A 23,612-nucleotide genomic window follows, 5' to 3' on the forward strand; every position below is an offset into this window, starting at 1 on the left:
GTTGTATTTAGTGATTTTCATTGAATTGTTAAATAAATTTTACTTCCCTCTTAAGGCTTTTTGATAATTTTTGCGATAAGATTTATTAACAATTAATAAGGGAAGCCAAAGAACAGATAAAAAGAAACGATTAATGATATTAGGTTGAAAATTAGTTTGTCTAAAACCTTTCCAGAATTTCCAACCTCCCCAAAAATAGCCAATGATCAGCACAATTATTAAAATTTTACCCATTTTACTTAATACTCCAAAATTAACGATTTATAACTTAATTTTAATCTTAAAGATAAACAATGAGACAATAAGAATATTAACTTAAAGTCGTCATCAGCAATTTTTTTATAAACTTGATTAATTTAAACATAACAGGAGTAATGAATTATGCGCGCAGTATTAATGGCAGGGGGATCCGGCACTCGATTACGGCCTTTAACTTGTGATCTGCCTAAGCCGATGGTGCCTATTTTAAATCGCCCGATCGCTGAACATATCATTAATTTATTAAAACGTCATAATATTACCGAAATTATTGCTACCCTTCACTATTTACCCGATGTCATGCAGGAATATTTCCACAATGGCCAGCAGTTTGGAGTACAAATGACCTACTCGATCGAAGAAGATCAGCCCCTTGGCACGGCTGGGTGTGTCAAAAATATCTCGGAATTATTGGATAATACTTTTTTAGTGATTAGTGGGGATAGTATCACTGATTTTGATTTAAGTTCAGCCATTAAATTTCATAAAGAGAAAAAAGCTAAAGCTACTTTAATTTTAACCCGTGTGCCTAATCCGGTAGAATTTGGGGTAGTTATTACCGATCAAAATAATCGCATTGTGCGTTTTTTGGAAAAACCCTCCACCAGTGAGATTTTTTCTGATACCGTGAATACTGGCACTTATATTTTAGAGCCGGAAGTGTTAAATTATTTACCCCCCCATGAAGAAAAAGATTTTTCTAATGATCTATTTCCCCTCTTATTGGCCAATGGTGATCCCATCTATGGTTATGTAGCGGAAGGTTATTGGTGTGATGTGGGGCATTTAGATGCCTACCGAGAGGCTCAATATGACGCTTTGGAAAGGAAAGTTAAACTAGATTTTGATTATCAGGAAAAATCACCCGGCCTCTGGGTGGGTAAAGATACTTATATTGATCCCACCGTCAAAATTGATTCCCCTGTGATTATTGGTAGTGACTGTCGCATCGGGGCTAGAACCAAAATTGAAGCAGGTACAATCATCGGTGATAATGTTACCATCGGGGCGGATGCGGACTTAAAACGGCCGATTATTTGGAATGGTGCGATGATCGGTGATGAAGCCAGTTTAAGCGCCTGTGTCATTTCCAGAGGTAGTAGGGTTGATCGCCGTGCGCAAGTGCTAGAAGGTGCGGTGATCGGTGCTTTAAGTACGGTTGGAGAGGAAGCCCAAGTTAGTAATGATGTGAGAGTTTGGCCGAATAAAAGAATTGAATCAGGTACAATTCTCAATATTAACCTAATTTGGGGGAATATTGCCTATAAAAATTTATTTGGTCAAAGGGGGGTTTCCGGTTTGGCTAATATTGATATTACCCCCGAATTTGCGGTAAAATTAGGCACTTCCTACGGTTCAACCTTAAAACCCGGCTCCTCTGTGGTTATATCAAGGGATCAGCGTAATGTGTCTCGGATGGTGACTCGTTCTTTAATTTCTGGGTTAATGTCTACGGGGGTTGATATTCAAAATTTAGGGAGCGCGGCCATCCCCATTTCCCGCACTATGACCAGAAAATTAGATGTGGAAGGTGGTATTCATGTGCGTTTACACCCCGATCGAGCCGATTCCATCTTAATTGAATTTTTGGATCAACAGGGCATTAATGTTTCTAAAGCCAAAGAGAAAAAAATTGAAGGGGCTTATTTTAAAGAAGAACTACGGCGAGTGCCTGTGTCCAAGATTGGCGATATTGCTTATCCCTCTCAAATTAATGAAACCTATATGACCAGTTTTGAAAAATTACTTGATGTGGAGGCAATCCGCTATAGTGGGGCTAAAATCGTCATAGATTATGTTTTTGCCGTATCAGGTGCGGTTTTACCCCAACTTTTAGCTAAATTTGAATGTGATGCGGTGGTTTTAAATGCTAGTCTCAATCAAAATGCAATTTCGGCCGAAGAAAGAGAAATCATGTTACACCAGTTAGGACAGGTAGTGGAAGCCTTAAGAGCTAACTTAGGAGTGCAAGTTTCCGCTAATGGGGAACAATTAATCCTCGTAGATGAAAACGGTTTAGCCATTCGGGGAGAAGCCTTAACCGCCTTAATGGTCAATATTTGTTTAACCGCTAAACGGGGTAGTACGGTGGTAGTACCTGTTCATGCTTCCTCGGCCGTAGAACAGATCGCCCGCCGTCATGATGGCAAGGTGATACGCACTAAAGCCAATCCTAGCGCCTTAATGGAGGCATCCCAAGAAAATCCCAATGTGGTATTAGGGGGAAGTGGTGATATGGGCTTTATTTTCCCCCAACTCCATCCGGGTTTTGATGCGATGTTTTCCATCGCCAAATTATTAGAAATGTTAACTTTACAAAAAAGATCCTTAGCTCAAATTAGAATGGATTTACCAACGGTGTCCCATAAATCCTATTCTGTGCGTTGCCCTTGGAAAGTGAAAGGCTCATTAATGCGTCATTTAGTGGAAACTCACAAAGCTGAAAATTTAGAATTAATTGATGGGGTCAAAATTATCAATCGTCAAAATGATAATTGGGTTTTAATTTTACCTGATGCGGGTGAACCGTTAGTTCATATTTATGCTAATAGTGACGATCGAGAATGGGTTATTCAAAATTTAAAACAATATCGTGAAAAAGTTCAATCTTTTATTGATAAAGAACAGGGAATGAATCCCCTTTGATTGAGTTTTTTAACAATTAATAAGAATGACCAATAATCAATAACAAATGACGAATCACAAAAGCATTTAAGCATATTTTTTACCCCTTGAGGCCATGGGGATATGATATGGTAAAATGACTCAATCAATCTTAAATTTTAGGTCTTAAACAAGCAGAAATAATTAAATTAAAACCCATGAAACGTATTTTTATTACAGGTGCAAGTGGCTGTATTGGCCACTATTTAACTGAAACTTTAATCAATGAAACTGAAGATGAATTATTTTTATTAGTGAGAAATCCTGATAAATTAACAGTAGATTTAACTGCCCGTTCTAACATTCATATTATTAAAGGAAATTTAGCTAATATTGAAGAACATTCCGAACTTTTAAAAACTATTAATGTGGCGGTTTTAGTTGCAACTGCATGGGGTGATCCTACGGTAACTTATAATATTAATGTCACTAAAAATTTAGCATTAATGGAATTATTAAATCCTGAAATTTGTCAACAAATTATTTATTTTTCCACAGCGAGTATTTTAGGCAATGATAATCAATTATTAAAGGAAGCAGAAACAATCGGAACGGATTATATTAAGACAAAATATGAATGTTTTACCCGTCTTTCTAGCTTAAAAATTGCCTCCAAAATTACCACAGTTTTCCCTACTCTTGTCTTTGGTGGTGATCAGAAAAAACCCTATTCTCACCTTACAGGAGGCTTAAAAGATGTGGTTAAATGGATTAATTTAATAAGATGGTTTAAAGCTGATGGTAGTTTTCATTTTATTCATGGTCAAGATATTGCTAAAGTGGTAGTGCATTTAATTAATAATCCCCCCCCAGAAAATCCTGAAAAACCTTTAGCTGAAAATCGTTTATTTGTCTTAGGAAATGACCCTTTAACCGCCGAACAAGCAATTAAACAATTATGTCATTATTTTGGCAAAAAAATTTATTTTCAAATACCATTATCTATTAATTTAGCCAACTTTTTTATTAAAATATTTAAGATTCAAATGGCTGAATGGGATTATTTTTGTTTAAATTATCGTCATTTTACCTATCAAAAATATTATTGTCCTTCTAGTTTTGGTTTAGAAAATTATTGCTCTACCATAGAGGATATTTTTATCAGTTAACAATTAAAAATTGACAATTAATAAGTAAATAAAATTGTTTTTACTTATTTTAAAGCCTCTACTTTTAAGTAGATTTTAAGTAGGGGTAATTGTCAATTTTTAAAGTTAATTATTCACTGATAAATCCCTGACAAAATTAAGGCTCACTGATACTAATTCTGCGGGAGATTCATAGGGTAAAACATTACGGCCGGGAATAATTATTCCTTGACTATTACTAAATTGATTAAGATAAAAATTAAGTCTGGTTTGAGGTGTTTCTGATACTTGATCCCTTCCCACTGATGAAGTTTGATCACCCATAACTATTAAAGTTTTTTGTTTAATATTTTTCATTTTTGCTCGATAATCCTGTCGCCAAAATCCGGCTAAAAATGAATAAACCGCATAACGACTACTTAAATTTTCTGCTCCTTTTTCTAAAGTATTTAACCAGTTTTGATCTATAGATTGACTATTAGCAAATAGTTGACGGGTGGAAAATTTTTCTAAAAACTGACGGCTACGGGCATATTTATAAAAATTAGTGCCGATTAATGGGGCATTAAAAAAGATATTCCAACTTAATTTTTGTTGCCAATAGGGTTTATTTTCTGTGATATATTTAATAGTAGGAGGACTGCTTAAAATTAAACCTTTAATTAATTCTGGTTGGGGGCAAGTATTAATTAAATCCATTGCAATGGGAAATAAACCTCCTTGACAAATAATGACAACAGGAGCTTGAATAATTTGAGTTAAAAAATGATTTAATTGATCCGCCCAATCCTGCGGAAAATAGGCAACAGGGGGTTGATCTGATTCACCACAACCTAATAAATCAGGGTTATAAATAGGATAGTTTTTTTCTATTTTTAACCATGTTTTAATAAAGGGATGCCAAAATTGGCAAGATAAGCCCACTCCGATGGGATGAATTAATAATAAAGCCAGTTTTTCTTCTGAACTTTCTTCATGAAATTCATAGGCACAACGATAATTTTTCCAATTATAAAATAATGATTGTTTATTCATTTAATAAATGATTAATTATGAACAAATAACAAATAATAAAAACTATTGATTAATTAAATTTTTAATTGCTTCAATTAATTGATCGATTTCACTTTCAAGGGTTAAATAATGAACACAAGCTCTAATACAATCGGGATAGAGTAATGTGCGCAAGAAAAAGCCTTTTTCTTCTAAAGATTTAACAAATTGATGATGATTTTGATTCTCAATTTGAAAGGAAACTAAACCGGATAAAGGACGAGATTTTTTAAGACAATTAACTCCTTTTATTTGAGATAGTTGTTCCCATAAATAACCACTTAATTGATAAATTCTCTCATAACGCTGATCTTGATCTCCCCATTCTTCTAAGGTGGCGATCGCACCTTTAAACCCTTCATATTGAGCGTAGGAGGAAGTAGCCACTTCAAAACGCTCTCCCGTAGCTTTCCAACCAATGGGACGATCTTCATGATCACAGATCACACTACGCCAACCAACGTATGTGGGATTGATACTTTCTAACATTTGGGGGCGTACATATAAACCCCCCACTCCAAAAGGCCCACAGAGCCATTTATGGCCTGTAAAAGCGTAATAATCAACGTCTAACTGGCTTAAATTTAAAGGGATACAGCCAACGGATTGAGCGCCATCCACTAAAACGGGAATCAATCCTGAAGGATAATTATGACAAAGGGAAACAATCTCAGTTAAGGGTAAAACTTGACCCGTATTCCATAGGATGTGACTTAACACCACTAGGCGAGTTTTGGGGGTAAGATGGGCTTCAATCACTTGAACGGGATCACCTTGGTTGAGAGTTTCAAAAATAGGTACAGTCACCACTTTAACCTGAAAACGCCGAGCAATTTCTTGAACGATCGCAATAACTCCATCATGTTCGCAGTCAGTCATGACAATTTCATCATGAGGTTGCCAATTCATTCCCCAGATCACAATATTACAACCAGTAGTCACATTTTCTGTTAAAGTAATAGTTTCAATGGTTGTGCCTAAAGTTTGGGCGATCACTTCTCTGGTTTTTTGATTGCGTTGATTAAGCCAACTATTGATTTTTAAGGAAAAAGGCCCGTGACGTTGAATATATTTATGAGCATCAATAATCGCTTCTAAGGCCGCTTTGGGCATGGGGCCCTGCCCCCCAAAGTTAAAATAAACTTTATTTGCTAATGCGGGGAATTCCTGTCTATGTTGTTCGATCGTAATTGAGCTTGTTTCTGTGAGCATAAATTTACCTATCTTGATGATTAATTATTATAATAAATTATAAAACAATTGTTATCAGTTGACAGTTGACAATGGACAATTGACAATTAATCAAGTTTAAATTTTTAAGATCATTATAAGCTTAGTTTTGATCTTATTAGGATTACTCTGTTGTGATCAAACAGATTTTAAGATTAATTGCCCATTGTCAACTGTTTACTGTCAATTGTTTATTGTTAATTGGGAAAATGTATGTTATTAACTGATGATTTATTGCACATTTATAAGCGTTGTCAACGCCGAGCTTTTCTCGATTTATATGGCGATCGCCAAGAACAAGAGAAAGAAAAAGATTTTGTCAAAAAGTTACATCAAGAGAGTCAAAAACATTTAGAACAGGTTTTATCCCGTTATCAATATGTTAATATTGAGGGGGTAAAAATAGATAGCTATGAGCAAAAATATTACCCTTCCCAATCTGAAAAAATTGCCGAAACAGAAACTTTAATGGCTCAAGGTGTTGAGGTAATTTATCAAGGCATTTTAAGTAGTCAAAATTTAGCAAAATTTTTAACAAAAACAGCAATTATTGAAGATATTTTAAGTTATTTTCCTGAAGGAATCACCTTCATTAGTTCTCCTAGTTTATTAATTAAAATAGCAGGAAAATCTAAATTTGGTGATTGGTTATATTTACCAATTAATATTAAATTTGGCAGTAGGCCTAAAGGGGAATATAAATTAATCGGTGCTTTTAATGCTTATTTATTAGCAGAAATTCAAGGGGTTTTACCTCCTTATGCTAGTTTAATTTTACGCAGTGAAAAAGAGTATAAAATTCAGATCCAAAATTGGTTAACTCCTTTACAGGAAATTATTACTAATTTTTTAGAAATGAGTGCAAAAAAAATTGAGCCTGAAGTCTTTATTTCCCGTCAAAGATGTAGTTTATGCCCTTGGTATAATCATTGTTATCAAATAGCTCAAGCCCAAAAACATTTATGTTTAATTCCAGGAATTACCCCAAAAAGATATGAACAATTACAGGAATTAAAAATTAATAATGTGGAAAGTTTAGCCCAAGCTTCTCCCGAAAATTTGAGTGAATATATGGGGGATCAAATTGCGATTCAATTACAACAACAGGCCAGATCTATTATTACAAATCAAGCCTTACTTAAACCTAAATCTAATTATAATAATTTAATAATTCCCACTAATAATATTGAAATTTATTTTGATATTGAAGCCGAGCCAGACTTAAATTTAGATTATTTATTAGGGGTATTATTAATTAATCGTCAAGAAAAATCCCATAGATTTTATCCTTTATTAGCGGAAAAACCGGAAGATGAAATTAATATTTGGCAAGAATTTATTGCACTTTTAAAACAATTTCCTGATGCACCTATTTTTCATTTTTCCGAATATGAAATAGATACAATTAATCGTTTAGCAAGTCTTTATCAAATTCCCACTTCACAACGTCAACAAATTTTAGATCGTTGTGTTGATTTACATTATTTTGTAACCAATTATATCACCGTACCCGTAGAAAATTATTCTTTAAAATCTTTGGGGAATTGGTTAGGTTTTCAATGGTATCATCAAGGCATAGGTGGGGATCAATGTGTATGGTGGTATGATCAATGGTTAAAAACTGGCGATCGAGAATTATTAAAATGTATTTTAAGATATAATGAAGATGATTGTTGGGCTACATTTCATTTAAAAAATTGGTTAGTACAATTTTTATCAGATAAAATACCAACTTTAATCTAGCAATTATTATACTGGTTAGGTACATTAATTAAAGGGTTTTGTTATTAGTTAATTGTGATGTGGAACAATCTTAAATGTACCTCTTGAATGTGAGAAAAGCTAGAATTTAATAATTTTAAATTATCATATTTTTGAACATTTTTTGATCAATTTTACTACTTATTACTTATTACTTGTTATTTATTAGTGATTAAATATTAATCTCTAATTTGAACAGGCATAATTAAATAGGTCATTTTAAGACCGCCTAAAGGATTAATAATTACAGGTTGATTAGCGTCATTTAATTGCATTTGAATTTCATTAGTTGGTAAAGCTTTTAAACCATCTAATAAATATTTAATATTAAAAGCAATCTCCAAATTATCCCCAGAAATTTGAGCGCTTAATTGTTCTTTTCCGCTTCCTACTTCCCTTGTTTCTACTGATAAATTTAAAGTTTGTTCTTCATTATTAATACTAAAACGAACAATATTATTTTTTTGATCAGCTAAAACTGCAACCCTTTCAATACTATTAATTAGGCGCTTTCTTTCTAACGACATTTGACGGGTAAATTGTTTAGGAATTAATTGATTATAAGCCGGATAAGCCCCGTCTAATTTACGAGAAGTTAGTCTTTGATCTCCCAATTCAAAAATGACTTGACCCTCATCAAAACATAAAGAAATTAAGTCACTTTCTTCAGCCGAACTAATCATTTTTTCTAATTCTTTTAAAGCCCTAGCCGGAATTGTGACTTCAAAATCTTCAATTTCAGACAGGGAGGGGCGTTCGCTTTCCTCATCTTCATCCGTTGGCAGATCTCCGGTTTCCACCACCGCCAAACGATGGCCGTCAGTGGCCGCAAATTCTAAATTATCCTGCAAATGCTTTAAATGTACTCCGGTTAATACTTGTTTTGTTTCGTCTGTACTAGCGGCAAAAAGTGAGCCTTTTAAACCTTCATTAATGGCAAAAACAGGTAACATTAAGCTTTTTCCTTCTTCAATGGTAGGCAATTCTGGAAACTCATCCGCTCCCATGCCTCTGACTTGATAGCGTCCAGAGGCTGAAGTAATATAAACCGTAGCTTCTGAGTCTTCCGAGTCATCCTCATAACTGAGGGTTATTTCCTGTTCCTCTAATTTGCCTACAATATCGGTTAATAATTTGGCCGGAAGGGTAACTGCGCCCCCAGTCATAATTTGGGCGGGGAAACTGGTGCGGATACCTAAACTCAGATCAAAGGCGGTGACACTGACGCGCTGAGTTTCCTGATCGGCTACCAATAAGACATTGCCAAGAATGGGATGGGTGGGACGGGAGGGAACTGCCCTACTGACAAGGGATAGATGGCTATTAAGATCGCTTTGAGAACAAATTAATTTCATAATCAATAATTTCAGATTTTAGAAAATAACAAATTTTCTATTATACACTAAAATGATAATTCATGTCAAAAATAATTGATAGTTGATAATTAATAATAAATAATGGATAATAGATAATTGATAAGGAATAATTGATAATTAATAATTAATTATTCCTTATTAACAAATGACAAATAACTAAGAACTAATAATCAATTTAATAATTATGTTTAATAATTCAGAAACACTTACAATTTCTTTAATTTTAGTAGTGGCTCTTGGGGTGATGTTTTGGGGGTTTAATCGGGCTAAAAAGTTCGGTAAATTAGGAATTTTAGCATGGTTACAATCCCTTGTTTTAATGACACCTTGGCTATTATTTTTTACTTTATTTGCCCTTGGTATTTATCTTAATTTGATCGGCATTATTTTATTATTAGTTGTCTCCGTAGGGGCTTATATTGCCATTGGCAAAAAATTAAGAGCGCAGGGGCAGGATATTTTATTAAGAGAAAAAGCCGCCCAAAGACTCAAAATGAATGAAGAAAATAAAACTCAAACAGATGATAAAATTAATCAAACTGAACCTAATTTAATTCGTCCTGAAGATGTTTTTATTCCTATTCCTGCTGAAGATTTAACCACAATTAAGACCATTTTTGGGATTGATACTTTTTTTGCCACTGAGACAATTTCCTATCAGGCTGGGGCTATTTTTAAAGGAAATTTACGAGGAGATCCGGAGAAAGTTCATCAAGAATTAACTAAAAAATTAGAAAGTAAATTAGCTCAAAAATATCGTCTTTTTCTGGTGGAAAGCCCAGAAGAAAAACCAGTCATTGTGATTTTACCTAGTAGTAATGATCCAAAAGTTAGTGGAACACTTGAGAAAGTCTTAGCCTTAGTTTTACTGATAGTAACGATTTTTACAACCCTAGAAGCTTCGGGATTATTATTAGGATTTGACTTAACTCAATCATGGTCAAATGCGCTCCAAACTTTGCCTTTATCGGTTGGTATTTTTGTTGTTTTAGCATTACATGAAATAGGTCATTTTTACTTTGCCAAACAATACAATGTTAAGTTAAGTTTACCCTTTTTTATTCCTAATTGGCAGATTGCTTCTTTCGGTGCTTTAAATCGTTTTGAATCCTTATTACCCCATCGCACAGCCTTATTTGACATTGCTTTTGCAGGGCCAGCCGTGGGAGGAATCACCTCTTTATTAATGTTATGTACGGGCTTTTTATTATCAAATAATACCAGTCAATTTCAATTACCCAGTGAAATTTTACAAGGGTCAATTTTAGTGGGTAGTTTAGCTAAAATTTTCCTTGGAGAAGCGGTTAGTAATCCCATCGTGGGAGTACATCCTTTAATGATTATTGGTTGGTTAGGTTTAGTCATTACAGCTTTAAATTTATTACCGGCCGGCCAGTTAGATGGAGGTAGAATTGTTCAAGCAATTTATGGTAGAAAAACCGCTAGAAGATCAACCATTGCCACCTTAATTATTTTAGGAATTATTGCTTTATTTAATCCGGCTAATCCCTTACCTTTATATTGGGCGATCGTGATTTTATTTTTACAAAGAGGTTTAGAAAGACCAAGTTTAAATGAATTAACTGAACCCGATGATGCAAGGGCGGCCTATGCTTTATTGGCTTTATTTTTAATGTTAGCAACTCTAATCCCTTTAACTCCTAGTTTAGCGGGGCGTTTAGGTATTGGCTAAAATACTTGAAGCTTAAAAAAAACCCTTCTTTTTAGTAGAGAGAAGGGTTTTTTTTCTAAGATCATTGTTAGCAATTTTAAGCCTAATTAACTAATTTTCAACTGATCAAAGATTTGTGATTTTAATTAATGATGATGATGAATATTTTGATCTTCCATTGGTTCAGATCCTGGTTGAGAAGGGGAATAAAGATTAGAATTTTGATTAGCAAATTCAATTGGTATTCTAATATTGCCCATTCCCATTTTCCCAATACTAATCAGCCCCATTGACTGAACACCTGTAGCGATCGCACCCATAGCCACCAAACCGGCCGAAATAACCCCCATCGCCACCGCGCCAAAAGAAATAACCCCCATTGGCACAACCCCAATACAAACCACCCCCATTGGCACAACCCCAATGGAAATAATACCGATCGGAGCCAGGCCAAAAGCAACTAAAGGTGGTTTTTTGTGATCCTTGTGATCTTGATCAAGATTAGACATAAATTTTAAAAATTAAATAATTGAATTATTTTAGCAACAAAAAAAATTCCTAAAGATTGGGCGAACTTCTGATAGAATCTAAAATTGCACTTATTTTTTATTTAATACTTAATAAGGTCATTGTGTGAGACTATCTCATTCTTATGCCCTTAAAATTAGCAGATTTTTAGCTTAAAAGCTAAAAACTAATCGCTTAAAGTATCTTTATTTCTTAACTTTGACGGTGCGTTAGGTAAACGAGCGTGGACTTAAATCAACTTTTTACAAACAAAAATCCTATTATTGGCGTTGTTCATCTTTTACCCTTGCTAACTTCAGCAAGATGGGGCGGCGATCTCAAAAAAGTCATTGAACGAGCAGAACAAGAAGCAACTGCACTGGCCGCAGGTGGCGTAGATGGCATTATCGTGGAAAATTTTTTTGATGCCCCTTTTGCAAAAGATCAGGTGGATCCGGCCGTAGTTAGTGCCATGACTTTAATTATCGATCGCATCATGAATTTAGTGGTGCTTCCAGTGGGCATTAATGTGTTACGCAATGATGCAAAAAGTTCAATGGCGATCGCCTCGGTGGTCAATGCCCAATTTATCAGAGTCAATGTTTTAACGGGGATCATGGCAACGGATCAAGGTTTAATTGAAGGACAAGCCCATCAATTATTACGCTATCGTAGAGAATTAGGCTCAAATGTGGCTATTTTTGCCGATGTTTTAGTAAAACACGCCCGTCCCCTTGGCTCTCCTAATCTCAGGGTCGCTGTGCAGGATACCATTGAAAGAGGTTTGGCGGATGCTGTCATTTTATCGGGTAGCTCCACTGGCCACCCCCCCAGCCTTGAAGATTTAGAAATTGCTTCCTCTGTTGCGGGTGATACCCCTGTCTTGATTGGTAGTGGTGCGAATTGGGATAATATTGGGGAATTAATGCTCTCGGCCAATGGGGTGATCGTGGCTAGTTCTTTAAAACGTAGAGGCCTGATGACTGAACCGATCGATCCGATCCGAGTATCTCAATTTGTGGAAGTGGTGCGCAGTAAACGATGAAAAGTTAAGAGTTACCACTAGCTAAAAATTATTCAATTAATCAAATTCAAAATTAAAAATTATACTAAAAAAATAATTGTTTAATGTATCAAACAAAGATGAGGCTTAATTTATGTCCCAGTCTAATCTCAAAATCAGTGGGATTTGTACCTTAATTTTAAGTTTAGGATTGATCGCAGGGAATCCTGTTTTAGCACAAAAAAATCAAGGTCAGCCCACCAATAAACAAATAATTGATGGACTTTATACCGAAAATTTCCAAGCCGCTCAGTTCTTTCAACGGGGGGTAAGGCTCTATAATACTCATAATTTTGCCCAAGCTCAACAGGCTTTTCAAGATGCCCTCAGATTTGACCCTTTTATCCCGATGGCTTATTATCTTTTGGCTAATAGTTTAATTGAGTTGGGGGAAGTGGATAAGGCGATCGATAATTATGAACAAGCAATTAATTTAGCTCCGAATTTTCCTGAAGCTCATTATAATTATGGTTTAGCCTTATATCGTCAGGGTAATATTCAAGGTGCAATGACGGCTTTTCAAGAGGTAATAACTCTTAATCCTGACTTTGTTCCGGCTTTATATAATTTAGCTTTAACTTTAGATCTGATGGGTAGAACTCAAGAAGCGATCAGTGTTTATTCAAGGGTAATTCAAGAAGATTCTAGTTATACTTTAGCCTATTATAATTTGGGTTTAATTGTCTCAAAACAAGGCACACTTGATGAGGCTATCAGTTTATTTGAAAGGGCGATCGCCACTAATGAAAAATTCGCCCCCGCTTATTATCAATTAGGTTTAATTTATGCCAGACAAAATCGTTTAGAACAGGCAAGAGAGGCTTTAGGCCTATCTTTAAATTATGATCCCAATAATGCCCAAGGTCAATATTATTTAGGTTTAATTTTTAATCAATTAGAAAATTATGGAGCGGCTTCTGAGCGTTTTGAAGAATCTACTAATTTAGAGCCTCGCAATATGAGCGCTTATCGGGAGTTGGGAATTAGTTTAATACAACAAAACAAACCGGAGGAGGCCATCTCAGCTTTTGAACAGGCAATTTTATTAAATCCTGATGATGCCCTTTCTCATTACAATTTAGGAGTGGCCTATCATTTGGAAAATCGTTATACTGAGGCAATCGGAGCTTATTTAGAGTCTATTCGTCTCGATCGCACTTTAGCTGATGGCTTTTTGAATTTAGGAATTGTCTTATATTTATCCGATCGATCTCAAGAGGCGATCGCCTTTATTCAGGAGGCCAAAAATTTATTTATTCAACAAGAAAGATTTGATAAAGTGGGTCAAATTGATTTATTTTTAGAGAATAATGTGATTCCTGCTATGTCTAATATTCTCACGATTACTGATAATAATTAAATTAATTTTTAAATTGATGGTAACAACAAAACCGAAAAAAACTAACTTTATAATAGAGGAAATGTTAGTTTAAATGATGAACTTTTACCCGAATTAAATATAACAGTTGAACCAATTTTTAAAGATGCAAAATTGATCAAATAAGTAGAGACGTATCATTTTACGTCTCTACAAAGTCAGGTTTTTAACTGATCTAATTTTTAAAAATTTTTCCGTTTAATTAATTATTAATTGTCAACTATCAACTAATAATAACTCTTGCGCTTTGCTTAACGCCTGACGCACCTGTTCAAAACCCGTACCCCCCGCACTATTTCGGGCTGATACTACCCTTTTCGGAGTAATAGCCTCATAAATATCATTTTCAAAGGCCGGATGCAAATTTTTCCATTCTTCAAGACTTAAATCTTTTAAGAGTTTTCCCCCCGCTAAACTGGTTTTTACCACTTTCCCCACTAAATTATAAGCCTCTCTAAATGGTACACCTTTACTAGCTAAATAATCAGCCACATCGGTGGCATTGGAAAAGTCTTCCTCTACGGCATTTTGAAGGCGATCGCACTTAAATTCTAAACCCTCATTTAATAAAATCGTCATCGCCTCTAAACAACTTTTCACCGTTTTCACCGTGTCGAAAATAGCCTCTTTATCCTCTTGTAAATCTTTATTGTAGGCTAATGGTAAGCCCTTCATCAGAGTTAACAGAGCCTGTAAATGACCAAAAACCCGTCCTGTTTTCCCTCTGATTAATTCAGGTACATCGGGATTTTTCTTTTGGGGCATAATGCTAGAACCCGTAGCACAACTATCTTTGAGGCTAATAAAGCCAAATTCTTGAGAAGACCAGAGGATCAACTCCTCACTCAAACGGCTCAGATGCACCATGATTAAACTAGCGGCACAACTAAACTCGATCGCAAAATCTCGATCGCTGACTCCATCTAAACTATTCCCATAAATATCTTTAAAATTTAATTCTTTCGCACTAAAATACCGATCAATTGGAAAAGTTGTACCCGCTAAAGCTCCACAACCTAAAGGGGAAATATTAGTACGCTCATAAATTTCTCCTAATCTTTCCCAATCCCTTTGAGCCATTTCAAAATAAGCGAGAAGATGGTGAGCTAAACTGAGGGGTTGCGCCCTTTGTAAATGGGTATAACCCGGAATTAAAGTCTCAATATGTTGTTGGCTATGGTTAATTAAACTTTTTTGAAAATCTTTTAAAAGTGAGCGTATCTGAGTAATTTTATCTCTTAAATAGAGTCTTATGTCAGTTCCCACTTGATCATTACGGGATCTAGCGGTATGAAGCTTTTTGCCCACATCTCCCACCAATTCGGTTAATCTTTTTTCTACGGCAAAATGGACATCTTCATCGGCCACGGTGGGCTGTAACTCGCCGTTGCGGTATTCTTGACGGACTTTTTCCAAGCCCTCAATTAAAATTTTGCCTTCTTCAGCCGAGATAATGCCCGTATGGGCTAACATTTTAGCATGGGCGATCGAGCCTGTAATATCATATTCAATTAATTCAATATCAAAGCCAATACTGGCATTAAATAAGGCGATCGCCGGATTTAATGCACTTTCAAAGCGATCGCTCCAAGTTTTCTTTTCTGTCATTGGTGTTAATAATTAATTAAAATTAATAAGTAGTTAAAGATTTGAACATATAACCTACAATAATACCAATAATCATCGCCCAAATTTGTCCACTATCAACAAAATTATTCCAAGCTTTTTGCATTTGCTCTAATACTTTTGGATCTCTGACATTTTGTGCTAAAATTAAATTTTGCGTAGTGATTGATTCCTGTGCCATTGAAACAGATGTATGGCCTGAATTAACATCATTTAAGTAATGTTTTAAGAGTAAAAGTTGAGAATTGTTCATGTTAATAAATTTTGATTTTATTGACTTATAATATTATCTCAGCCATTATAACATTACTTTAGAAATTCAGGAAAAGGCAAATCAAGAAGAATCAATTTTTTAGTTGGTAGAAACAATAAATCCCCGACTTTTTTAATCTTTTAAAGTCGGGGATTTTCTATTAGTTTAAGCTTAATAAAATTAATCAGAATTAAGCTTCATCTAAAGCCACGATCCCAGGTAAGGGTTTACCTTCGAGTAATTCTAAGGAAGCACCGCCACCTGTGGAAATATGGCTCATTTTCTCTGCTACGCCGACTTTTTCAACAGCCGCTACAGAGTCGCCACCACCAATAATGGTAGTTGCACCTTTACCAGTTAAACCTGCTAAAGTATGCGCGATCGCCTCCGTACCCGCCGCAAATTTGTCAAATTCAAATACACCCATGGGGCCATTCCAGATCACTGTTTTACAGTCTGCTAAAGCGTTTTGGAATACCTTAATGGAATCAGGCCCAATATCTAAGCCCATCCAACCGTCAGGAATATTATCAATAAGTACAATTTTAGATTCAGCGTCTGGATCAAATTTATTAGCTAAAACCACATCAGAGGGCAATAATAAATCCACACCTTTTTCTTTCGCTATCTTTTCAAGCTTTTGAGCTAAGTCTAGTTGATCTTCTTCAACTAAAGATTTACCCACACTTAAACCACGCGCTTTATAAAAGGTGAAGATCATACCACCACCGATCAGCAGTTTGTCACATTTTTCTAGTAAAGTTTCAATTACGGTAATTTTACTAGAAACTTTAGAACCGCCTACAATAGCCGCTAAAGGACGGTTAGGATTGTCAATGGTGCCTTGTAAGAATTGTAATTCTTTTTCGATTAAATAACCGGCCACATTAGGACTTAAATATTTGGTTACACCTTGAGTAGAGGCGTGCGCACGGTGGGCCGCACCGAAAGCATCATTAACATAAAGATCCGCATTAGCGGCCAATTTTTTGGCAAACTCAGGATCATTTTTTTCTTCCTGAGCATAGAAACGGAGATTTTCAAGTAAAGCTACTTGACCGTTACTCATGCCGTCAATAGCCGATTTTACCGAGTCACCAATACAATCATCACACATGATCACATCTTGGCCAAGTAACTCTGATAAGCGTTTCGCTGTAGGAGTTAAACGCATAGTGTCATTAACTTTACCTTTGGGGCGACCCATGTGAGAACAAAGGATTACTTTTGCACCTTTGGCGATTAAATCTTGAATGGTGGGTAAGGCCGCACGAATACGAGTATCATCAGCAATAGAAAGATCCTTATTTAAAGGTACGTTAAAATCTACTCTGACTAAAACCCGTTTTCCTTCTAAATCGGATGCGGATAAATTAGCTATTGTTTTCTTTGCCATAATAAAAAAATCCCTCCTTTAATAGTTTTTTGTTACAAGTTTTTAAATTGGCATATTGCCGTTTAATAAAATAGGTGATCTAACAAGGGGTATACTCTATAGATCAAATAAAGTCCTATTAAAATTGTACCTGAGTTAGTGTACCGGAGATCCAGATAAATGTTCAAAACTGTATTATTTCCCGTTGATCAAAGTCGAGAAGTCCGTGAAGCCGTTGATACTGTGGCGGATCTGATTAAAACTTTTCAAAGTCGTCTAGTCTTGTTGTCTGTGGTGGAAAAAAATCCCACTAGCGAGGCTCAAGATTCAAGTATCATGGCGGTGGAGGAAAATGTAGCTAAATTATTATCGGGCTATCAGTCTCTTTTTGCCCAAAAAGATATTCAGGCCGAAATAGTGGAAAAAGAAGGTATGCCCTCTTTTACGATCTGTGATGTGGCCGACGAGATTGAAGCTGATTTAATTATTATGGGTTGTCGTGGCTTAGGTTTAACCTCTGAAGGTGCTACGGAAAGTGTCACGAATAGGGTTATTAATCTTTCTCCCTGCCCTGTGTTAGTGATTCCTTAATGTTTGCTGTGTAGGGTTGAACGGCCGTTCACCCCTACATTTTAAGGATCATAAATCAAAAATTATAAAAAAAAAATAATTTCTAATAAAAATTAGTTCAATTTATTGAACGTCAATTTACTAGCAATGAAATTTATTTCATTGGGAGATGAAAACTCTAAAGTCAAACCTCGCCTTGAACTTAAGTTCAAGGCTAACATAAACCGTTCAATAAATTGAACTAAATTTTTTTTACAATTATTTGATTTTTAATAATTTTTTATCGTAAAAGGAGTATTTTAATTTGTATGAATAAGTTATTTTATGGTGATAATTTAGAAGTTTTAAGAAAGTATATCAAGGATGAATCTATTGATCTTTGTTATATTGATCCCCCCTTCAATTCTAAGAGAAATTATAATCAAATTTATAATAATATTGGTAAGGAAGATACGGCACAAACTCAGGCTTTTATTGATACTTGGACATGGGATGATTATGCTAACATTGGTTTAAGGGAAATTCAAGAGAATTATTTAGGTCATTTTACTACTCAATCTATTGATTTAATTAATGGTTTAACTAAAGTTTTGGGTAAGGGAAGTTTACTGGCTTATTTGGTAAATATGACCTTAAGAATAGCAGAAATTCATCGAGTTTTAAAGCCTACAGGTAGTTTTTATTTACATTGTGATCCCTCTGCTTCCCATTATTTAAAAATAATTTTAGATGGGATTTTTTGCGCTCAAGGTGGGGATTTTTTAAATGAAATAATTTGGAAAAGAACTACTACTCATAATGATAGCAAACAAGGAGCAAAACAATTTGGAAGAATCCATGATGTAATTTTCTTTTACGTTAAAAATAAAAATAAAAATAAATTTAATGTTATTTATGACAGTTATTCTGATAGTTATACTGATAAAACTTATAATAAAATAGATCAAACAGGTAGACGTTTTAAAGCTTCCGATCTATCCTGTGCAAAACCGGGTGGAAATACATCTTATTTATGGAAAGAAATGAGTCCTCCTGAAGGGCGATATTGGGCTTATTCTTATGAAAATATGGAAAAATTTGAACAAGAAAATAGAATTTATTATTCTCGCACAGGTAAGCCTTATTTAAAACAATATCTTGATGAAATGTTAGGGGTTACTCCTGATGATCTGTGGAGTGAATTTCCGGGTATTACGAAAAAGAAAGAAAGATTAGGTTATCCAACACAAAAACCAGAGGCTTTATTAGAAAGAATTATTAAAGCAAGTAGTAACGAAAATGATCTAATTTTAGATGCTTTTTGTGGTTGTGGTACTACCATTGCAGTGGCACAAAGATTAAACCGAAAATGGATCGGGATTGATATAACTTATCAAAGTATTAGTTTAATTTTAAAGAGATTAGAAGATAGTTTCGGAAAAGAAATATTAGACTTAATCGAATTAAATGGTATTCCAAAAGATGTAGAATCAGCTATTGCTTTAGCGAATAAAAAAGACGATCGAACTAGAAAAGAATTTGAAAAATGGGCGGTTTTAACCTATACTAATAACCGAGCAGTTATTAATAATAAAAAAGGTAAGGATCAAGGTATTGATGGAATTGCCTATTTTCAGGGAGATCGAGATGAACCCGAAAAGATTATTTTACAAGTTAAATCAGGTAAAGTAAAATCAGGAGATATTAGGGATTTACAAGGTACATTAACCTTACAAAATGCAGAAATTGGTATTTTTATCACCTTACAAGAGCCTACTAAAGACATGATTAAAACCGCTAAAAGTGCGGGTATTTATCAAAGTAAATTTATGAATCAACCAGTAGATAAAATTCAAATTATTACGGTTAAAGATATAATCGAAAATAAACAAAGATTAGATATAAAATTAAGTTTTGAGGTGTTAAAATCGGCCGAAAAACAACAACAAATTAAATCAGATCAAATGAGATTAGAATTTGAGGTTTAAAAATTATTAAAAACTGGATAGTTTCTAACAAAAATTTAGTTCAATTTATTGAACGGTTTATATTAGCCGTGAAATTCATTTCACTGCGGTATCAATACTTTAAGAAATCACGGCGAGTAATTAAATTAAAATAAAGTAATTATGATTAATTTAAAAGAAATTATTTTTTATGAAGAAATAGACGATCTTACCGTAGAAATATTTAATCAATATAAATGGGCTTTGATCCGTTTAGGAATTAATTTTGATCACGAAATTTTAGAAACAATTGTTTATTGTTGCCATAATTTAGAAGATAGTTTAAAAGCTTTTTGTGCATGGGCTTTTTGGTTAAAAAATCGAGGAGAAAAATTAGATCCAGAAATATTAAAACAAACTTTATTAAAAGCCTTACAAGAACATTGGCAACCCTTTGATTTTCAAGAACAATTTATTATAAAATATCAAAATTATTTTCAATCACCTCAAAATTTATTTTGGCAAAAAGCTGAAGAAATTTTAGGTTATGAATTAAGAAATAATTTAATTAGAGATATTTTAGAAGATGGGACAATTATTTTTCAAGAAAATTTTAGTTTTCATAATTTAACCGATCAAGATTTAGAAAATTTAGCTAATTTAAAAGAATATATTGCTAATTTTTTCTAATGATCTATAATAGGTTGTAATAGAGTAATTAAACTAACTAAAAAATAAACCATGCCTGTTACAATTAAACTTAATTCTGAACAAATTAATCAATTAGATTTAACCCCCCTTTCATTAGTAATTAAAAACTTAATTACTAATGATGAAATTATCCCAAAAGAACAACAATTAAAATTTGAAATTAATTATGCTTTAGAAGCAAATGATCCCAGAGAATTATCAGAAATTCCCGAAATTCGTTTATGGTTTATTCGTGCCGATGCGCTTTATCCTTGGCTACCTTTTCTGTTAGATTGGAAAAATGGAGAATTGGCACGTTATACGGCGATGTTAGTACCCCATGAATTTAAAAGAAGTGAGGGAATACAATATAATGCAGAAGCTTTAGAAATTTTTGTGATGTCAAAAATATTCATCTTAAATGATTGGTTAAAACAACAAAATATTACCGGAATTTCCCGTTTAAAATCTTTTGCTCAAATGTTAGGTTATGATATTGATGACAGTTTTTTTGAGCAATTTTAAACTAAATAAGTACCCAAGCAAAATTAATTACATAATGTGGAATGGGCATCCTGCCCGTCACAGGCTAGAAGCCTGTGCCACCATTGAGTAATTAATTACACACATCTAAATATTGGTTTTTAAAAGTCGGGTATTTGTTAAATTCCCGACTTTTTTTGTAATAATTTGGTACTTTTTGCTTAATTGTTGAAGCACAATTTTAAGGTGGCATTAGTATTAATAGAATTGGATAAAGTCCAAGTTAAAAGAGATTTTTTCAGCCAATTAATGATGTCATAATCAGTAATTGTTGACTCTTTTTCTTTGACAAAAATATTTTTAACTCGTCCTTTTTCTATCTGAAATTCTAAAGTTAATTCACCCTCAATGTTACTAGGTAGTTTTAATTTTTCCAAATATTGGGTTAAAGATTTAATTTCATTTTCTGCCAATCCACTAATCGAAATAATCTCAATTTTAGGATTTTCAATCACATTTTCCTCGGCAAAAATATCTTCTATAATCCATTCTAAATCATCTTCAAATCCCATTAATTCTTCACTCAAGGTATTAAGATCATCAACGTCAATGTCAAGGGATACACAAACCATTTCAGAGGAGAAAGACTTGCGCATTCTTGGCATACTCGCCATCATCATCGGGGCAGGGGAGGAGATAGCACTAGCCGCAACTACACTCTCATAACTCACGCCCTCCGGCATTTCTACGGGTACATTCATTGTCATTTGTTGTTCATGGGGATCGACCCGAATATCATCGCAAACCGCTACAAATGCCGTATATTTTGATAGTAATTGATAGCTCAAAGCCGTTTGAGTTATTTCTTCTACCCCTTCCGATGTTTCAAATTTTAACATCTCTTTACTAAGATCTTTTATTTTCATTCTTGCCCAAAGTTGCGCGATCGCCGGATTATTGTCTGAGGTAATATCACTTAAATTAAAAATCTGCTCAAAAGGTTGATTTCCGGCGGCTATGCCTTTAATCAGTAAGCTTCCGGTGGTATTACTAGGTAAACGCCCAAATATTACTAAAGGTTGTTCAGCAAAAAGATCGGGTAAGATGGAAGGATAAATGATCGGTTTTTCCGTATTACCAAGCCATTGTAATTCGATATTAGTTAAAACAGGATTATTAATTTGCTTGAAAAACTGATCAGCTATGGTTTTCGGGTCTTCATCATAGCGCACAATTTGAGAAGTGCCACGCCCTAACTCAGCGATGCGATTGAGTAAATAACGATTAACCGAACTGCCCACACCGAAGCTATAGAGACGATTTCCCCGTTTTAATTTCTGTTGAACTTGCGCTAATATTTCCTCATCATTGCCGATATAACCATCGGTTAATAACACGATACTGCGTAAACGCCCATCAGAAGCGGGAGGATAGTTAATCGCCGTTTGAATACCCGGCATTAAATATGTACCACCATTGGCCTCTAATCTTTTGATATATTTAAAGGCTTTTTTACGGTTATTAGCGTTATTTTCTAGCGGTTTTGGGGATAATTGGGTAGTAATACTGGCAAAGTCAATAATGGTAAAGGTATCATCAGGGTTTAAACCGTTAATAAACTGCTCCATCAAGGCTTTACACTGTTTTAAGGGGTTGCCCTCTTGAGAGCCTGACGTATCCATTAAAAATATCACATCTTTCGGTACAATCTGATTAGTTTGATATTGCACGGCGGGAATACAATATAAAGCGAAATGTTCACCCCTGTCATCATTTTGGCTTAAAAGGGTGCTTTGGGTATTCGCCCCTGATACCTGATATTTTAAAATTAAATCTTTATTTGGGATGGTATCACTATGATCTAATTCAACGGTGGCAATATCACCATTAAAGACAATTTTGAGACGATGGGAAGGGGAGTTAATTTCCTGTAAAGCCACCCCTGCATTGATTTCCACTTTTACCGAAATATCATGACCGGATCTGAGTTCGGGTGGTAATACGGGAGGAGTAATACGAGACGCATCTGGGACTTGATCCGTATCACCTTCACCGATCGCTTCTCCCGGAATAAAGCGAGGCCCTACTACCATCGGAAACACAAACTCATATTTTCCCCCTTCAAACTTCAAACTATCGGAATATCGTATCACCACATCAATGGCTTCACCGGGTTTAATATTAGCCAGAGACTGGGTAAAAATATTATCCCTTTCCTGTTCTAAAAGTCCCGCCGTTTGCCCTCTTTGCTTGGCTTGTTCGTAAATTTCCTTAGCTTCTTGACGTTTTTTGATATTACCTTTAATAATGCGATCGCCGATGTGTATTTCCATTTGATCAACGGCGGCCTCATCGGGCAGAGGAAAAACATAAATCGCCTCTAAGGGTTGTGTAAAGGGATTTTCAAAGCTTTGTCTTACTTCCACACGGGAAAGATTACCCGTAATTTTACTGAAAACATCGGTATGTTTTAAAGGAAAAGATAACTTTTCTCCGGTGGGGGAAGTGGCAGTTAAGCCACCTAAAGGCCGATTTTGAGTTTTAGTAGTCATAAATTTTAGACCTTTTCATTTCTAATCTGACATTACTATTATAAAAAAATAATCAATTTTTCAGGAATTTGCGATCATTTTTGTAAAG

The 23,612-nt window shown here is 34.6% G+C and carries 19 protein-coding genes; 10 read left to right on the top strand and 9 right to left on the bottom strand.

All coding sequences use genetic code 11. The features are described 5' to 3' along the window. Positions 1 to 39: 39 nt before the first annotated feature. The gene (locus Anndu_RS04070) at positions 40 to 234 is read right to left on the bottom strand and encodes a hypothetical protein (protein WP_464103143.1); all 195 of its coding nucleotides are present in this window, start codon (positions 232 to 234) and stop codon (positions 40 to 42) included. Between the two features lie 147 nt (positions 235 to 381). Between Anndu_RS04070 and Anndu_RS04075 the strand changes: the two genes are divergently transcribed. Further along, positions 382 to 2,904, top strand: coding sequence for a mannose-1-phosphate guanyltransferase (locus Anndu_RS04075; protein ID WP_464103144.1), 2,523 nt, complete (start codon positions 382 to 384; stop codon positions 2,902 to 2,904). Between the two features lie 176 nt (positions 2,905 to 3,080). Continuing rightward, entirely contained in the window at positions 3,081 to 4,031 is a 951-nt protein-coding gene (locus tag Anndu_RS04080; RefSeq protein ID WP_464103145.1) for an NAD-dependent epimerase/dehydratase family protein, read from the top strand. 105 nt (positions 4,032 to 4,136) lie between these two features. Here Anndu_RS04080 and Anndu_RS04085 read toward each other — a convergent pair whose 3' ends face one another. Together Anndu_RS04085 and Anndu_RS04090 are read right to left on the bottom strand one after the other, a co-directional pair. Beyond that, positions 4,137 to 5,045 carry an alpha/beta fold hydrolase gene (locus Anndu_RS04085; protein ID WP_464103146.1) on the bottom strand — a complete coding sequence of 303 codons (909 nt, stop codon included), beginning with the start codon at positions 5,043 to 5,045 and terminating at the stop codon, positions 4,137 to 4,139. 42 nt (positions 5,046 to 5,087) lie between these two features. Continuing rightward, on the bottom strand, positions 5,088 to 6,275 hold the full coding sequence (locus tag Anndu_RS04090; protein WP_464103147.1) for an aminotransferase class V-fold PLP-dependent enzyme: 1,188 nt from the start codon (positions 6,273 to 6,275) through the stop codon (positions 5,088 to 5,090). Between the two features lie 231 nt (positions 6,276 to 6,506). On the opposite strand from Anndu_RS04090, the gene Anndu_RS04095 reads away from it, so the two are divergent. Next, positions 6,507 to 8,036, top strand: a complete 1,530-nt coding sequence (locus Anndu_RS04095; RefSeq protein ID WP_464103148.1) for a TM0106 family RecB-like putative nuclease — start codon at positions 6,507 to 6,509, stop codon at positions 8,034 to 8,036. A gap of 197 nt (positions 8,037 to 8,233) precedes the next feature. On the opposite strand, the gene dnaN is transcribed toward Anndu_RS04095, so the two are convergent. Next, positions 8,234 to 9,409 carry a DNA polymerase III subunit beta gene (dnaN, locus tag Anndu_RS04100; protein WP_464103149.1) on the bottom strand — a complete coding sequence of 392 codons (1,176 nt, stop codon included), beginning with the start codon at positions 9,407 to 9,409 and terminating at the stop codon, positions 8,234 to 8,236. A gap of 205 nt (positions 9,410 to 9,614) precedes the next feature. On the opposite strand from dnaN, the gene Anndu_RS04105 reads away from it, so the two are divergent. After that, a complete protein-coding gene (locus tag Anndu_RS04105) occupies positions 9,615 to 11,123 on the top strand; it encodes a site-2 protease family protein (protein WP_464103150.1) in 1,509 nt (502 codons plus the stop codon). A gap of 125 nt (positions 11,124 to 11,248) precedes the next feature. Here the strand turns inward: Anndu_RS04105 and Anndu_RS04110 are convergent, their stop codons facing one another. Continuing rightward, positions 11,249 to 11,611: a hypothetical protein gene (locus Anndu_RS04110; protein WP_464103151.1), complete on the bottom strand. Its 363-nt coding sequence runs from the start codon at positions 11,609 to 11,611 to the stop codon at positions 11,249 to 11,251. A 242-nt stretch (positions 11,612 to 11,853) separates the two neighbouring features. Between Anndu_RS04110 and btpA the strand changes: the two genes are divergently transcribed. Next, a complete protein-coding gene (gene btpA / locus Anndu_RS04115; protein ID WP_464103152.1) occupies positions 11,854 to 12,654 on the top strand; it encodes a photosystem I biogenesis protein BtpA in 801 nt (266 codons plus the stop codon). 112 nt (positions 12,655 to 12,766) lie between these two features. Next, a complete protein-coding gene (locus Anndu_RS04120; protein WP_464103153.1) occupies positions 12,767 to 14,032 on the top strand; it encodes a tetratricopeptide repeat protein in 1,266 nt (421 codons plus the stop codon). A 234-nt stretch (positions 14,033 to 14,266) separates the two neighbouring features. Here the strand turns inward: Anndu_RS04120 and argH are convergent, their stop codons facing one another. The 3 genes from argH to Anndu_RS04135 all read right to left on the bottom strand — a co-directional run bounded on the left by argH (position 14,267) and on the right by Anndu_RS04135 (position 17,325). Further along, positions 14,267 to 15,658, bottom strand: a complete 1,392-nt coding sequence (gene argH, locus Anndu_RS04125; RefSeq protein WP_464103154.1) for an argininosuccinate lyase — start codon at positions 15,656 to 15,658, stop codon at positions 14,267 to 14,269. Between the two features lie 22 nt (positions 15,659 to 15,680). Further along, positions 15,681 to 15,929, bottom strand: a complete 249-nt coding sequence (locus tag Anndu_RS04130) for a hypothetical protein (protein ID WP_464103155.1) — start codon at positions 15,927 to 15,929, stop codon at positions 15,681 to 15,683. Positions 15,930 to 16,119: 190 nt separating this feature from the next. Further along, on the bottom strand, positions 16,120 to 17,325 hold the full coding sequence (locus Anndu_RS04135) for a phosphoglycerate kinase (RefSeq protein ID WP_464103156.1): 1,206 nt from the start codon (positions 17,323 to 17,325) through the stop codon (positions 16,120 to 16,122). Positions 17,326 to 17,484: 159 nt separating this feature from the next. On the opposite strand from Anndu_RS04135, the gene Anndu_RS04140 reads away from it, so the two are divergent. The 4 genes from Anndu_RS04140 (at position 17,485) to Anndu_RS04155 (ending at position 21,014) form a co-directional block, all read left to right on the top strand. Beyond that, entirely contained in the window at positions 17,485 to 17,895 is a 411-nt protein-coding gene (locus Anndu_RS04140; RefSeq protein ID WP_464103157.1) for a universal stress protein, read from the top strand. 287 nt (positions 17,896 to 18,182) lie between these two features. Next, positions 18,183 to 19,841 carry a DNA methyltransferase gene (locus Anndu_RS04145; protein WP_464103158.1) on the top strand — a complete coding sequence of 553 codons (1,659 nt, stop codon included), beginning with the start codon at positions 18,183 to 18,185 and terminating at the stop codon, positions 19,839 to 19,841. Positions 19,842 to 19,982: 141 nt separating this feature from the next. Continuing rightward, on the top strand, positions 19,983 to 20,489 hold the full coding sequence (locus Anndu_RS04150) for a hypothetical protein (protein ID WP_464103159.1): 507 nt from the start codon (positions 19,983 to 19,985) through the stop codon (positions 20,487 to 20,489). Positions 20,490 to 20,540: 51 nt separating this feature from the next. Continuing rightward, positions 20,541 to 21,014 carry a CRR6 family NdhI maturation factor gene (locus Anndu_RS04155; RefSeq protein WP_464103160.1) on the top strand — a complete coding sequence of 158 codons (474 nt, stop codon included), beginning with the start codon at positions 20,541 to 20,543 and terminating at the stop codon, positions 21,012 to 21,014. Positions 21,015 to 21,193: 179 nt separating this feature from the next. On the opposite strand, the gene Anndu_RS04160 is transcribed toward Anndu_RS04155, so the two are convergent. Then, a complete protein-coding gene (locus Anndu_RS04160) occupies positions 21,194 to 23,524 on the bottom strand; it encodes a VIT domain-containing protein (protein ID WP_464103161.1) in 2,331 nt (776 codons plus the stop codon). Between the last annotated feature and the right edge of the window lie 88 nt (positions 23,525 to 23,612).

The organism is Annamia dubia NIES-4383, assembly GCF_055394725.1.